This window comes from Flavobacterium sp. CS20 (genome assembly GCF_018080005.1).
In the GTDB taxonomy this organism is placed as follows: domain Bacteria; phylum Bacteroidota; class Bacteroidia; order Flavobacteriales; family Flavobacteriaceae; genus Psychroflexus.
Genome location: NZ_CP073015.1, coordinates 2457086 through 2472262 on the forward strand (window position 1 = coordinate 2457086; position 15177 = coordinate 2472262).

Annotated in this window: 12 protein-coding genes and 1 pseudogene; 7 read left to right on the top strand and 6 right to left on the bottom strand. The window is 34.0% G+C overall.

Features of this window, described 5'->3' with window-relative positions; genetic code table 11:
* Positions 1-115: 115 nt before the first annotated feature.
* The 7 genes and pseudogenes from IGB25_RS11690 (at position 116) to IGB25_RS11720 (ending at position 8368) form a co-directional block, all read left to right on the top strand.
* The gene (locus tag IGB25_RS11690) at positions 116-1090 is read left to right on the top strand and encodes a polyprenyl synthetase family protein (protein ID WP_211065158.1); all 975 of its coding nucleotides are present in this window, start codon (positions 116-118) and stop codon (positions 1088-1090) included.
* Positions 1091-1197: 107 nt separating this feature from the next.
* Positions 1198-3984, top strand: coding sequence for a 2-oxoglutarate dehydrogenase E1 component (locus IGB25_RS11695; protein ID WP_211065159.1), 2787 nt, complete (start codon positions 1198-1200; stop codon positions 3982-3984).
* Between the two features lie 94 nt (positions 3985-4078).
* Positions 4079-5343, top strand: a pseudogene (gene odhB / locus IGB25_RS11700) (2-oxoglutarate dehydrogenase complex dihydrolipoyllysine-residue succinyltransferase).
* Positions 5344-5543: 200 nt separating this feature from the next.
* A complete protein-coding gene (locus tag IGB25_RS11705) occupies positions 5544-6668 on the top strand; it encodes a Fic family protein (protein WP_211065160.1) in 1125 nt (374 codons plus the stop codon).
* A 286-nt stretch (positions 6669-6954) separates the two neighbouring features.
* Positions 6955-7692: a ComF family protein gene (locus IGB25_RS11710; RefSeq protein WP_211065161.1), complete on the top strand. Its 738-nt coding sequence runs from the start codon at positions 6955-6957 to the stop codon at positions 7690-7692.
* An 87-nt stretch (positions 7693-7779) separates the two neighbouring features.
* Positions 7780-8082: a type II toxin-antitoxin system RelE/ParE family toxin gene (locus IGB25_RS11715; protein ID WP_211065162.1), complete on the top strand. Its 303-nt coding sequence runs from the start codon at positions 7780-7782 to the stop codon at positions 8080-8082.
* 1 nt (position 8083) lies between these two features.
* Complete coding sequence (locus IGB25_RS11720) at positions 8084-8368, top strand: addiction module antidote protein (protein ID WP_211065163.1); 285 nt, start codon at positions 8084-8086, stop codon at positions 8366-8368.
* A gap of 15 nt (positions 8369-8383) precedes the next feature.
* Here IGB25_RS11720 and IGB25_RS11725 read toward each other — a convergent pair whose 3' ends face one another.
* From IGB25_RS11725 to IGB25_RS11750, 6 genes are all read right to left on the bottom strand, one after another.
* Positions 8384-10036: a hypothetical protein gene (locus IGB25_RS11725; RefSeq protein WP_211065164.1), complete on the bottom strand. Its 1653-nt coding sequence runs from the start codon at positions 10034-10036 to the stop codon at positions 8384-8386.
* A 3-nt stretch (positions 10037-10039) separates the two neighbouring features.
* Positions 10040-11536 (bottom strand): GH3 auxin-responsive promoter family protein, encoded by a 1497-nt coding sequence (locus IGB25_RS11730; RefSeq protein WP_211065165.1) that lies wholly within the window; start codon positions 11534-11536, stop codon positions 10040-10042.
* Positions 11536-12396, bottom strand: a complete 861-nt coding sequence (locus tag IGB25_RS11735; RefSeq protein ID WP_211065166.1) for a M23 family metallopeptidase — start codon at positions 12394-12396, stop codon at positions 11536-11538. The genes IGB25_RS11730 and IGB25_RS11735 overlap by 1 nt, the downstream gene beginning before the upstream one ends.
* Before the next feature lie 168 nt (positions 12397-12564).
* On the bottom strand, positions 12565-12774 hold the full coding sequence (locus IGB25_RS11740; RefSeq protein WP_211065167.1) for a helix-turn-helix transcriptional regulator: 210 nt from the start codon (positions 12772-12774) through the stop codon (positions 12565-12567).
* Entirely contained in the window at positions 12764-13231 is a 468-nt protein-coding gene (locus IGB25_RS11745) for a hypothetical protein (RefSeq protein ID WP_211065168.1), read from the bottom strand. Before IGB25_RS11745 ends, IGB25_RS11740 begins: the two co-directional genes overlap by 11 nt.
* Before the next feature lie 285 nt (positions 13232-13516).
* Positions 13517-14716 carry an IS4 family transposase gene (locus IGB25_RS11750; protein WP_211064494.1) on the bottom strand — a complete coding sequence of 400 codons (1200 nt, stop codon included), beginning with the start codon at positions 14714-14716 and terminating at the stop codon, positions 13517-13519.
* Positions 14717-15177: the final 461 nt, after the last annotated feature.

Below are 15177 nucleotides of genomic sequence, written 5' to 3' on the forward strand. Positions count from 1 at the left end.
TTAACTAAATAATTGTTTCTAAAAAATTAATTAGACAATTTAAATTTTACATCTTTTTAACCAAATATTTAATTTTCAGGTTCTATTTTAGCAGTTTTAAACTTTATTTTTTTTGATGGAAAGCATAACAAAATACACAGAAGTTTTTAATGCTTATTTAACCCGAAAATGTAATAATCAAGCACCTTCAAGTCTTTTTGAGCCAGTTAATTATATTTTAAATCTCGGAGGCAAACGCATCAGACCAGCTTTAGTTTTGATGACAACAGATTTGTTTGAGGGTAATGTTGAGACTGCATATAGTGCGACTATGGCAGTAGAAGTTTTTCATAATTTCTCGCTCGTTCATGATGATATTATGGACGACGCCCCGTTGAGACGCCAACGCCCCACAGTTCACGAAAAATGGGATGTCAACACGGCTATACTATCTGGCGATGCTATGCTCATTTGGGCCTATCAATGTTTTGAAGATTATGACCAACACAGTTTTTATGCCTTAGTAAAACTTTTTTCCAAAACAGCTCAAGAAGTTTGCTCAGGTCAGCAATACGATATGGATTTTGAAAACTTGCAAGAAGTCAGCATAGAAAATTATCTTGAAATGATACGTCTAAAAACCGCTGTTTTGGTAGCTTGTGCTTTTAAAATGGGTGCTATCATTGCTGGTACAAATATTGAAAATCAAGATTATATCTATAATTTTGGTCTCAATTTAGGTATAGCTTTTCAAATTCAAGACGATTTACTCGATGTTTATGGCGACCCAAAAACTTTTGGTAAACAAATTGGTGGAGACATCATTGCAAACAAAAAAACTTTTCTCTATTTAAAAGCTCTTGAAATTTCTTCTGAAGATGATCATAATCAGTTGAAACATTTATTTAGCATAAGTCCAAAAAACACTAAAGCTAAAATAGAAACTGTTAAACAAATTTATGACCAATACGATGTTAAATCACTTTCAAACCAACAGATAGAAAAACACAAACACAAGGCACTGAAGTCTTTAGATCAATTGATTTTATCTGAAAACAAAAAGCAAAAACTTATAAATTTTGCACAAGAATTAATGCAACGTGAAGTCTAAACCTTGTATGACTTATAAAAAATGAATATTTAGCATAAGTGTTCGTTAAAAAACCTTACTGCATTAGAGTTAAATTCTTAAATTTGCGGTATAAATCCTAAACATATATGGATCCATTTTCCTTTTTAAACAGTATTCATCCACAACAACTTGATGAACTTTATCAAAAATATTTAAAATACCCCGACAGCATTGAGCCAAGTTGGAAAGCATTTTTTCAAGGCTTTGATTTTGGCAAAGATACCGTAGAAGAAGTGTCTGTATCCGATGAGCAACAACAAGAAATCAGCTTTAAAGAAAATGGTCACGTCAAAGGCTCTGAAAGTATTCATAAAGAATTTCAAGTTATCAGACTTATTGATGGCTACCGAACACGTGGACACTTGTTTACCAAAACCAACCCCGTTAGAGAGCGAAGAACTTATCGTCCAAAACTTGACATTGAAAACTTTGACCTTTCTGAAAGTGATTTAGATAAAGAGTTTAACGCAGGTGAAATTATCGGTATAGGCAAAGCAAGCTTAAGAAGAATTATTGAATTTTTAGAAAACGTATTCTGTGATGCTATAGGTATTGAATACGTTTATATTAGACAGCCAGAAATTGTTTCTTGGATTCAAGATAGAATATATAAAAACGAAAATCAACCGCAGTTTAGTAGTGACGAAAAGAAACAAATTCTCAAAAAACTCAATCAAGCAGTAACCTTTGAAAGTTTTTTACATAAAAATTTTATAGGTCAAAAACGCTTTTCCCTTGAAGGTAACGAAAGCCTGATTCCAGCTCTTGACACTTTAATTGAGAAAGCCGCTGACATAGGCGTAAAAGAATTTGTTATGGGTATGGCTCACCGTGGCCGTTTAAACACTTTGGCTAATATTTTTGGTAAAGATCCTAAAGCCATTTTCAACGAATTTGAAGGCAAAGACTACGAGCAAGAAGTCTTTGATGGCGATGTAAAATATCATCTCGGTTGGACGTGTAAGCGTAAAACCGATTCTGGTCAAGAAATCAACCTCAACATTGCACCAAATCCTTCGCATCTTGAAACTGTAGGTGCTGTAGTGCAAGGAATTGCCAGAGCCAAGCAAGACGATCACCATCTTGGCGAAGAACAAAATGTTTTACCTATTGTGGTGCATGGAGATGTCGCTATTGCTGGTCAAGGAATTGCTTATGAAGTAGTTCAGATGGCAAAACTAGAAGGTTACACAACTCAAGGCACAATTCATATTGTCGTTAATAATCAAATTGGGTTTACTACCAATTATCTTGACGGACGTTCATCTACATATTGCACTGATGTTGGCAAAGTAACTCTTTCTCCTGTTTTACACGTCAATGCCGATGATGTTGAAGCTGTAGTTCATGCTATGCATTTTGCTTTGGCGTTTAGAATGAAATTTAAAAGAGACGTTTTTATCGACTTATTGGGTTATAGAAAATATGGTCATAACGAAGGCGATGAACCCAGATTTACACAACCTAAGCTTTATAAAGCTATTTCAAAACACGATAATCCTAGAGATATTTACGCTAAAAAGCTTAAAGAAGAAAAGTTTATTGATGATGATTATGTTCAAAAATTAGAAGAAGAATATAAAAATGACTTAGAAGAAAAACTTGCTGATTCTAAAAAAGAAGATACTGCCTTTGTAACACCAATTATGCAAGAAGAATGGGAAGGTGCAGAATATGCCGACCAATCTAAAATGCTCGAGCCTGTTGATACTTCGTATGATTTAAAAAAACTTGACAAAGTTGCTGAAATCATCACCAAACTTCCTGAAGAGAAAAAGTTTCTTAGAAAAACAGCCAAGATTATTGACACACGTCACCAAATGTATTTTGAAAAAAACAGTTTAGATTGGGGCATGGCAGAAGTTTTAGCTTATGCTTCGGTTATAGAAGAAGGTCACGACGTCAGAATGAGCGGACAAGATGTAGAGCGTGGCACATTTTCTCACCGCCATGCGGTTATTAAAGTGGAAGACAGTGAAGAAGAAATTGTTTTGCACAATAACATCAACGATAAGTCTAAGTTTTATATCTACAACTCTTTACTTTCTGAATATGGCGTTGTCGGTTTTGATTATGGATATGCTATGGCAAGTCCACAAACGCTTACTATTTGGGAAGCTCAGTTTGGAGATTTCAGCAATGGTGCTCAAATTATGATTGACCAATACATTTCATCGGCTGAAGACAAGTGGAAAACCCAAAACGGATTGGTTATGCTTTTACCTCACGGTTATGAAGGTCAAGGCTCTGAGCACTCTTCAGCCCGTATGGAACGTTATCTTCAGCTTTGTGCTAAAAACAATATGTATGTGGCTAATTGTACAACACCTGCCAATTTATTCCATATTTTAAGACGACAACTCAAAACTAAATTCAGAAAACCGCTTATTGTCTTTACGCCAAAAAGCTTGTTGAGACATCCTAAAGTGGTTTCAACCAAAGAAGATTTGGCAAAAGGCGAATTTAAAACACTCATTGATGATGCCGATGCAAAACCAAAAACTACAAAATCAGTTGTCTTTTGTAGTGGTAAATTTTATTATGACCTACTAAAACGAAAAGAGGAAGATAACAGAAATGACGTTGCTTTAGTTCGTATTGAACAACTTTTTCCGCTTCCTATTAAAGCGATAGAAAAAGTCTTAAAACGATACAGCTCTGCTGAAGATATAGTTTGGGCACAAGAAGAACCAAGAAATATGGGAGCTTATTCCTATCTTGTCTTGCATTACGAAAAAGCAAGAACATTTAGAGTATGTAGCCGAAGATTTTACGGTTCGCCAGCAAGAGGTAGTGCCAAACGGTTTGAAAAAAGACACCAAGAAGTTATCAATTATGTATTTGATGCTTCAAAAGATAATTTTAATTTGTAATAAATATTAATAAGTCAAAGTTGTAAATTATAATTTTAAACTTGTCACTTACAACTTTTTAACTTGAAACTATTAACTTGAAACTAAAAAAATTATGGCTTTAGAAATGAAAGTTCCTTCACCAGGAGAATCCATCAGCGAAGTTGAAATCGCAGAATGGTTAGTCAAAGACGGCGATTACGTAGAAAAAGACCAAGCTGTAGCCGAAGTCGATAGCGATAAAGCAACCCTAGAACTACCAGCCGAAGCTAGCAGCATTATTACCCTTAAAGCCGAAGAAGGCGATGTTGTAGCTGTCGGCGAAGTGGTTTGCCTTATAGATACCGATGCCAAAAAGCCTGAAGCCTCCTCTGGCTCCTCCAAAGGAGAAGAACAGGCTTCTTCTAGTCCCTCTGAGGAAAAAGAACAAGAACCTTCTAAAGAAGAGTCAGAGCATAAAAGCTCCTCTCCTTCGGAGAGGTCGGGAGAGACCACCTATGCTAGCGGTTCACCATCGCCTGCGACCAAGAAAATTTTAGACGAAAAAGAAATTCCTGCAAATGATGTTAAAGGCACTGGACGTGATGGACGCATCACAAAAGATGACGCAGTGAAAGCACAGCCCAAACCAGCTATGGGCATGCCAGGTAAGGGCAAACGCGGTGAGAGTAGAAAAAACTTTCAATGTTGAGACGCAAAGTTGCCGAACGTCTTGTGAGTGCAAAAAATGAAACGGCAATGCTTACGACTTTTAACGAAGTTGATATGCAACCTATTTTTGATCTTAGAAAACAATACAAAGAGGAATTTAAGGAAAAACACGGCGTTAGTCTAGGCTTTATGTCGTTTTTTACTCTTGCAGTTGTTAGAGCTTTAGATGAATATCCAGCAGTCAACAGTATGATTGACGGTAAAGAAATGATTACTTACGATTATAAAGATATCAGTGTTGCTGTTTCTGGACCAAAAGGTTTAATGGTTCCTGTCATCAGAAATGCTGAAAACTTGAGTTTTAGAGGTGTTGAGCAAGAGGTAAAAAACCTTGCAACGCGAGCTCGAGATGGTAAAATCACAGTTGATGAAATGACTGGTGGCACGTTTACTATTTCTAATGGAGGCGTGTTTGGTTCAATGCTTTCAACGCCAATTATCAATCCACCGCAAAGTGGTATTTTAGGCATGCACAACATCGTAGAACGTCCCGTAGCTATTGATGGTGAAGTGAAAATACGCCCAATCATGTTTGTCGCCTTATCTTATGACCACAGAATTATTGATGGTAAAGAATCTGTTGGCTTTCTTGTTGAAGTGAAAAAAGCTTTAGAAAATCCAGAAGAATTGCTGATGGGCGGTGATGTGAAAAAGGCTTTAGAGCTTTAATTGTATGACTTCAAAGAGATATATTCTTTGATAAAAAGTAAGAATTATGTCTGGATTCAGCTGTTACCATTTTATGACTTCAGTATAGAAATTTAAAATTAATATTTTTTTAATTAACATTTTAAGTCAATACTTGATTATCACTTCCTACTATTTAAGTTTTTTGTAATATTCTTAAATAAGACGTATGTTTGTTTAAAATGAAAAACTTCCAGGCAGGTAATTACGTCAATCAAGGAACTTATAAAAGTTTTCAACCTCACAAAATAAATCAAGCATTTACGGTTGAAGATATGGAAGTTATAAGCCTTTTGAGCCAAGCAGACAGACAGCTTGGAAGGTTAGATATGTATTCAGAATATATTCCAAATATTGATTTGTTTATCAGTATGCACGTCTTAAAAGAGGCAACACAATCAAGCAAAATTGAAGGAACGAAAACAAACATAGAAGATGCTTTGTTAGACAAAAAAGACGTAGATGATGAAAAAAGAGATGATTGGGAAGAGGTTCAAAACTACATAGAAGCTTTAAATTCTGCTATTAAGCGTTTAGAGAAATTACCTTTTTCTTCAAGATTAATACGAGATACTCATAAAATTCTTTTTCAAGGTGTAAGAGGAAAGCATAAATTACCTGGAGAATTTAGAAAAAGTCAAAATTGGATAGGTGGAGCAAGTATTAATGACGTCGCCTTTGTTCCACCAATTCATACAAGTGTTAATGAATATATGAGTGATTTAGAAAAGTTTGCTCACAACACCGAATCGTTTTTTCCAGATTTACTTAAAATAGCTTTAATACATTATCAATTTGAAACAATCCATCCGTTTCTTGATGGTAATGGTAGGGTTGGTCGATTAATGATCACGTTGTATTTGGTTGAAAAAAACATATTAAAAAAACCTATTCTTTATCTTTCTGATTTTTTTGAAAGAAACAGAATGCTATATTATGACAACCTAACTAGAGTTAGAGAAAAAAATGATTTAAGGCAATGGTTTAAATTTTTTTTAGTTGGTATTATAGAAACAGCAAAAATTGGAATTAATACTTTTGATGGTATTTTAAAGTTACAAAAAGAAGTTGAATTTAAAATACAAACATTAGGTAATCGAACATACAATGCACAATTAATTTTAAATCATCTTTACCAAAAACCTGTTGTAGATGCACAAAAAGCTAAAGAATTGACGGGTCTGTCTTTACCTTCTGTCTATAAACTAATTAGGGATCTTGAAAAATTAGATATATTAACTGAAATTACAGGTGCAAAAAGAGGAAAAATTTTTTTATTTAAAGAATACACAAAACTGTTTAAATAAATGACGTGAGTTCGATATAAATTCAAATAAAATACAGATATTTAATCATTTGTCATGTCGATAGAGCGAAGCATGAGCGACGAGACATCTCAGTAGGATGAGATTTCTTATCATTCTTCGTTAGAAATGACAAAATTTGTTAACAAAAAGATATAATCATCTGATTTACAGATTTCAATAAATCGAACTCACGTTAAATAGTACCGACTTTTAGTAATTGACTAAGCCGTAAATAACAGAATATTTAGTCGCCTGAAAGGATATTTTGTTTATATTATCTAAATTAGTGATTCAAAAACATAACAATGCTTTAAAAACAACATTAAAAGATTTTAATTTTATGCTTTTCAAAGGCTTAATCGACTTACTATTCCCACAAATTTGTATGTCTTGTGAGTCCGCTTTGCATACTCGTGAAGATTTATTATGCACAAAATGTAGATTTGACATTCCAACTTGTGATTGGAAAGATGCTCAAGATAATTTAATTACCGACAGACTTAAAGGTAGGGTTCATCTGGCTTATGCCGATGCTTTATTGTATTTTGAAAAAGGAAACAAGACCCAGAAACTTATCCATCAGCTAAAATATAAACAACAGAAACAAATCAGCCGTTATTTAGGTTTATGGCATGGCGAAAATCTTAAACAAAAAGCTTGGTTTCAAAACTTTGATGTTATTATTCCCGTACCCATTCATGCCAGAAGAAGACGTCAACGCGGTTATAATCAAGTTGAAGATTATGCCAAGGCACTTAGTCAAGTTTTAAACTGTGAATACAATGATAACATACTTTACCGACACCACTACTCAAGAACACAAGTCTTTAAAAATCGTATATCTCGGACAGAAGTAATTGAACATAATTTCAAACTTAAAACAAATCAAAGCTTTGATGGTAAACATTTAGTTCTTGTAGATGACCTTATCACCACTGGTGCTACTGCAGAAGCGTGCTTTATTCAATTATCAAAATTGAAAAATGTTAAACTGAGCCTTTTAACCATGGCAGTTGCCGCTTAGTTTTAACTCAGGAAGAAATTTTATTGAATATTGTTTTATAAACTCATAAAAACATTTATTTTTGTATCTAAATAGATACAATTGTTGATGTTTTTTATTGAGAAAACAGCTGAATTTGATAAATGGATTAGAAAATTAAAAGATATTCGAGCAAAATCCAAAATACTTTTTCGGATTCAAAAGCTTGAAACAGATGAACATTTTGGAGATTGTAAGCCCGTAGGCGATGGTATTAGTGAAATGCGGATTAATTATGCTAAAGCCTATCGAGTATATTTCAAACAAAAGGAAGCAAAAATTATAATTCTTTTAATTGGAGGAGATAAGTCTTCTCAACAAAAAGATATTGAAAGAGCTAAAAACATTTGGAATAGTATTAAAAACAATTGAAATGAAAACCACAAAATTTGATATAGCAGAATATTTAGATAACCAAGATATGGTTGTTGAATATCTAAACACAGCTCTTGAAGAAGGAGGCAGTTCGGATTTGATTGTGGCAATTGGACACGTTGCAAAATCGATAGGCATGTCTAAAATTGCTGAAAAAACAGGAATGAGCAGACCTAGTCTATACAAAGCCTTATCAGAAGGTTCGAAACCACAATTTGAAACCATAATGAAAGTGCTAAAAGCTATTGGTGGACAAATCAAGATGAAACCAATATCTGCATAAAGTGGCAGTTGCCGCTTAGTTTAAAATCTGTTCTAATATTTTTTCAGTAATCAAATACGTTGGTTTTACACCGCTTGTGCCTAAACCGCCAGAAGCTAAAGTGCTTCCAGTTTCTAAGGGATTATCGCTGGCATAATAGGCGTAACGCACTTTGATGTCGGGTTTAATATTGCCCCGTAATTGTGATGCGACTTGGATGGCTTTTTGGTAATGTGCACCTTCCATTTCAAGACCGATGACATCCCAAGTTGAGTTGTGAAAAAACTTAAGTAAGTCGCGGTTTTGAAGCGATGTTCCCAAAACGGAAACCATCGTTCCACTAAATACTCGTAAACCGTTACCTTTAATGTCTTCTGATTTTAATTCATTGGTAAAAGGGTAGTTGTCTGCGGTGCCTTCAAATAAATGTGCTTTTGGTATCATAATATCGCCTTTTGCACCTTCCAAAATTCCTGCTTTTCCCATTATAGAAATAGAATCTACGTTTAAGTATTGTGGTTTTTTAGAGTTTGCTTTAAAAGGTTTGAGCAACTCATCCATAGTTTCATAAGCTTGCTCACCAAAAGCATAATCCATAACAATAATAACGGAATCATTTTTATATGGCTCCATTTTTGACATATCAAAAATCTGCACATCAATGTTTGCTCCACTTTGGTCATCGATATAAGTCATTCCGTTTTTTAAAGCGTAAGCCGTGACTTTGTCCCTGAGTTCTTGGTTTTCACTGTTACTTAAAGCTTCATAAATTTCTAAATCAGATTTAGATTTACAAAAGTCTTTTAAAGCCGATTTTGCAAATAAGGTATTCATCACCGAATGCATATTAGCACTGATAATGTGTAATTCGCGTTCTAATAAGCCTTTCTCTTTTAGTGTGTTTTTGATTGTGTTTGCCCATATTTCGCCATGGATATGATGTCCTAATCGTTCTCTCAATACTGGACTAAAAGTAATGACACGCTTTTCGTTTTCTATAAATTCTTCAAGAGCGAGTTTGCCTAAATAGTATATAATTTTTAAGAACCGATGCTCATCATCTAATGTAGCAAATTGTGAATAAACTTCATTGACTTCTAAAAATGTTCGTCCTAAAATATTGGCAGTATGTGTTATGGATATTTCTTTTTCTTTTTGTGACAGTTCAGATTTCTTAACTGCGGTTTTTAATTTATCCCAATCTCTTGTCAAATTATTACCTTCATCTATAATGACGTTTTCCATAATTTTATGTGATTCAATAACCAAGAAGGTCAAATGTGTCAGCACATCATAGATATCGCTTCGACCACGTGTAATTTCAATATTCATTTGCTCATCATCAATACGATAACAATTTCGACGTCTTTTATGGGGAATTATGGCTTTAAAATGAGAATTGGCATAACCTTCATCACTGGTTAAATTGATATATCGACATTGCTCGATGCCCAAAGGCAATCTTTCCATCACATAAAGTAAACCGTTTAATTCTACTTTAGGTTCGGCGATGCTACCGTATATTTCGGGTCTCAACGTGAGTAAAGATTCTCTTAAAGTTTTTCCTGAAACGCCCATAGGTTTGTAAAATCCACGGATAAACAAATGACGCATTGTGATGTAAATCCGTTCTATAGTCGCTGTGCTTTCTTGGGCACGATTTCTATGGTTATCGATATTTTTTTTCATTAGTTAAGATTTTAAAAGTTTTGATAGTTGGTCAGCAATTTTGCGATGGTCTGACAATCGTGGTATTTTATTTTGCCCGCCTAATTTTCCTATAGATTTCATATAAGCATTAAAACTTTCCGCTGGCAAGCTTCTTATAACAATAGATCTGAGCATTTTGCCTTTTCTCAAATCTTTGTAATAATTGTTTTGTTCTATCAAAGATTGATCTATAGTTTCAGCAAATTGATTGAGGTCTTTTGGCGGTTGATCAAATTCTATCCACCATTCGTGATAGGGCAAACCTTTATCAGGATTGACTTGTGGCGCCACTGTAAATTCGTTGATGCTACATTGATGTTGTTGACAAGCGGTTTTCATCGCGTTTTCTACTTCGCTACCAATGACGTGTTCACCAAAAGCTGAAATAAAATGTTTAATTCTACCTGATACTATAATTTTAAAAGGTTTTAGACTTGTGAACTGAATGGTATCTCCAATGTTGTAGCGCCATAAACCTGCATTTGTAGAAATAATTAAAACGTAATTTTGATTTAATTCAACTTCGTCTAAACTATAAATTTTGGGATTGTCTTCAAAAAACTCTTCTGATTTTATAAATTCATAAAACATCCCTGAGTTGAGTTGTAGCAACATTCCTTTATCATCCTGTTGATCTTGAAAAGCAAAAAAGCCTTCTGAAGCTGGATACAGCTCAATACTGTTAACTTTTCTTCCAATAAGCTTTTCAAACTTTGGGCGATAAGGCTCATAATTAAGACCACCATAGATAAAAAGTTCAAGGTTTTCAAATAATTCTCCTATAGGTTTACCCGAAGCGTCTTTCAGTTTTTCAAAATAAGTTTGCACCCAAGACGGTATGCCACTTATGATTGTCATATCTTGATGAATGGTTTCTTTTACAATAGCGTTGATTTTGGTTTCCCAATCTTCTATGCAATTGACTTCCCAACTGGGTAAACGGTTTTTCTGAAGATATGAAGGCACAAAGTGGGCTACAATTCCCGACAATCGACCAGTTTTTATACCATTGGTTTCAGTGAGTTCTGGGCTTCCTTGCAGAAAAATCATTTTGCCATCGACAAATGCGGTGTTGCCTGTTTCAGCAATATAACTCAATATTGCATTTCTTGCAACTTGAATATGCGTTGGCATAGACTCTTTGGTCAATGGAATATATTTTGCTCCGCTTGTGGTGCCAGAAGTTTTTGCAAAATACAAAGGTAAACCTGGCCATAATACGTTTTCTTCAGCTTCAACCACACGGTCAATGTAAGGTTTTAGTCGCTCATAATCTCTAATCGGTACTTGATTTGCAAAATCTTTAGGGGTTTGAATATTTTTAAAGTTGTGGTCTTTACCAAAGGCGGTATCTTTGGCTTTAGCCATCAAATTTTTAAACACTTTTTGTTGTGTTTCAATAGGATTGTTAGCCCAACGACTAATTTGTCGGTGCGTCCATTTGGCATAAATTCTTGCGGCAAAAGTTTTTAAAGACATCAATTAAAATTTATAAATTCTTCGGGGTTAATCGGGTTGCCATCACTCCACAATTCAAAATGTAGATGCGTACCAGTAGAAAGTTCTCCAGTATTACCTGTGAGAGCAACAACTTCGCCAGAGGTTACAAAATCACCTTGTTGTTTGAGCAGTGAAGCATTGTGCTTATAAACCGAAATCAGCGAAAACTTGTGCTCTATAATAATCACGTAACCCGTGTCAGCTGTCCATTCAGAAAAAATCACACGACCATCAGCAACTGATTTGACCGATTGGTTTTTGTCTGTTGCAATGTCAACTGCATAGTGTTTGCTCTTGGGATTAAAACCATCAGAAACGATACCTTGTACTGGAGGAAACAATGTGAAATCACCTTCAAATACCGCTTGCTGAAAAACATTAAATTTATCTTCTTGTTCTACTTCTGCTCTAAGTAAAGAGTCCTTTTTGCTCGGCAATAATTCTGACTTATCCACAGTTGCAGGTTGAGTTTCAACAACATCTTTTTCATTAAAAACGATAGTATCAGTTTCGCCTTTTAACACCATTCTTAAACTATTGAAATAAGCATTTTTGGTTTCTACCACTTGTTGTAAAGAGTCAATTTGTATATTCAGTTTTGTGGCTTCTGTTTTAAAATCTGTGGTTGTATATCCAGGAATATAAGATTTAAGCGGCGTATAAGCAATTAGTGCAGAGGTCAGAGCTATGATGACAATAGTTGACAAAATTAGCAAAGCAATGACATACAATCTATTGATTTTAAAAGAAACTCGCTCTTCGAATGTGTCTTCATTGAGAATAACCAAACGATAACGGTGCAAGAGCTTTTTTATGATTTTGGTTTTTTTCTTTGCCATACTTATTCCTATGTCTTACAAAGATAGAATAAACTTTGATGCGAAAAATATATGAGTTTTTGAATTTTAAAAATATGAAAGACACTTCTTATTTGGAAATCAGGAGTGAAGTTGAGGTTCAGAAAAAGGCGATAGAAATATTGTGATTTTCAAAAAAAGTAATATTTTTTAATCACTTGTAATTTCAAACACCTCTTCAACCGAAGTTTCAAATACTTGAGCAATTTTTAAAGCCAAAAGCGTAGAAGGTATATATTTTCCTTTTTCAATAGCATGCACTGCTTGGCGACTACTGCCAATTTTTTTGGCTAAATCGGCTTGCGTCATATCGTTTTTAGCTCGCCAAACTTTAATGTGATTTTTTAAATTACCTTCCATCTTTCACAGTTTTCAATTTAACTTGAAATATGATGATAAAAATCAACAACAAAGTAAACATATTATAAACCATAACCGTAAAAAAATCAAACCCGAGTACCAATAAAAAGGCTAAAAGCAAAATTCCATAATTCACATAAACCGCTAAAGCCAGAGAAGACAAACGCAGTTGCATAATAAACTCATCCTCTATTTTTTCTTTAGAAAAACCAAGCATAACACCGCCAATAATGATGAATATACCACAAATATCATCAAATATATTTTGTTCTATCCATTTGAAAAATCCATTGTTTTGACTAAAAAAATCATCTGTACTATAAAGGCTTAATACTTTAAGGTCAAATATTTCTGGTTCAAATTCAAACACAGTCACAGAAATCCCGCCTATAATACCAATACAAAGTAATAGCCAAGCCCAAAGCTTTACTGAATTTGGAAATAAATATGTTTTCATAAGTCAATTATTTTATGATAAAAGTAATATATAATTTATATATGTCAAATATAATTGACTAAAATGTTAATCCAAATTAACAATTCGTTAATTTGTTAATTATAAAAAGCAATTTTTAATAATGGTATTTGCATATAACAATTTGATTCATTTTGAATTTTATGATGAGTAAAGATATTGCTATATCAATACATTGTTGTCCGATAAAAATCTAAATTACTAAAAAAATCTTTTGTATCGCCTAATTTCACTGTGTAGCTTTAGTATTTTAAAAATAGAACCTCCTTATGGGTCAAAAAGGCTTAATTGACCTATATTTTTTGTTGTAATATCTTCCCATTTCGCTTCTGGATTTTTAAGGAATTTGAACAAATCAATATAGGTCATTAAATGATATCGTATCACGGACATCATATTAGAATATGCCCATTTTCTTTCTGCTTTTCTCTGAATGACAAGCATTATTAGTTGTATGATTAAGCTGACCCATATCTGTATCTCGATGGCATTTTGATTATCTCCAAGAAAATACTTTAGCGGGAAGTTTTGTTTAAGGCGTTTGAACATAGTCTCGATTTGCCACCTGTTCTTGTAGATCTCGGCAATTTTATCTGCCTGAAGTTCATAATTGTTGGTAATGAACTCATAAACTTTTTGGTGTTTATCGTACCAAAAAGCTATTCTTCTAAGGTAAAATGGTTTACCGTCATTGTCTTTGAGTTCTATTTTTTCGTCCTTTAGGACAGCATCATCTACCGTGTCGGGAATATCAAACTCTTCAAGGCTTGTATAACGGGCATTGTCTTTTTGTCTGGTCACAAAGTAAATATTCTCTAAGGTCCATTTTTGGTATTGTTTATAATCCACATAACCTTTATCAAAGACGACATAAGAACCTTTCTTGAGTTCAAGATCCTTTAAAAAGGTATGGTCATGGGTTGCAGCATTTGAGAACTTTATCAGACAGGGCACATCTTCCATAGCATTTATCATAGTGTGCATCTTGATACCACCTTTCTTTTTGCCGTTGAGTGAGTTTCTACCTACACCTTTAAGAATGTCACTAAAGAGTGTTATAGTTGATGAATCAACAATTTTAAGGTCTTTTACAGCTGGTTCATAAGTTCTGCTGTCCGACAAAAATCGGTGGTAACGTTTATAGAGTAAATGGTAAATATCAGCAAATACTGATGAGCTTCTTCTCCTGTTGGCGTCAGATAATGTGCTTCGCTTTGGGAAATCTTTTAGCCCCAAATGGTTGATTTTTCCTTCACAAGCAAGCATAATACTCGATACTTCACGAAGCGAGCTACAACCACTAATGACAGTGAAAATCATAGTAACTAAATGCTCATAAGTAGTGAACTTTTTAGTGTATCTGTCGCTGTTATGCTTTTCGGCTGTCCGATAAACATCGTTGGGTAAAATAAAATTTAAAACCTGTTTGATAATGGGTTGACCGCTGAAATTTTTACTTTTGTTCATATCTCTTTTTTTTTGCGAAAGATGAAGATATAAAAAAGTGGGAAATCCTGTATTGGAAATCCCACTTTAAAATATTTTATCGGACACTAATGATATCAATACAAAAATCATCTTCCTTATTTTTGCTATATGATAAAATCTTTATAACTTTGCACAATATCTCAAAGGGGTGTTTTGACCCGAAGTATCGGAATCAAGACTGAGATCATACCCAAAGAACCTGGGCAAGTAATGTTGCCAAGGGATAATTAAGATAGAATTTTATCTTAAACGTATGCAACTCCTTGACGACCATAATGGTGTCAAGGTTTTTTTTACCCTGATGAAAACAAAGTTTTTTAGGGCAAAAATCCCGACAAAACTTGCTTTTCGTCGGCTCGTAGGGCAAATTATAGCTTCAGCTATAATTTGGGTTTAATCAATTAATATTAACCAGAATAATCGCCCCTTTTATTCGTAAA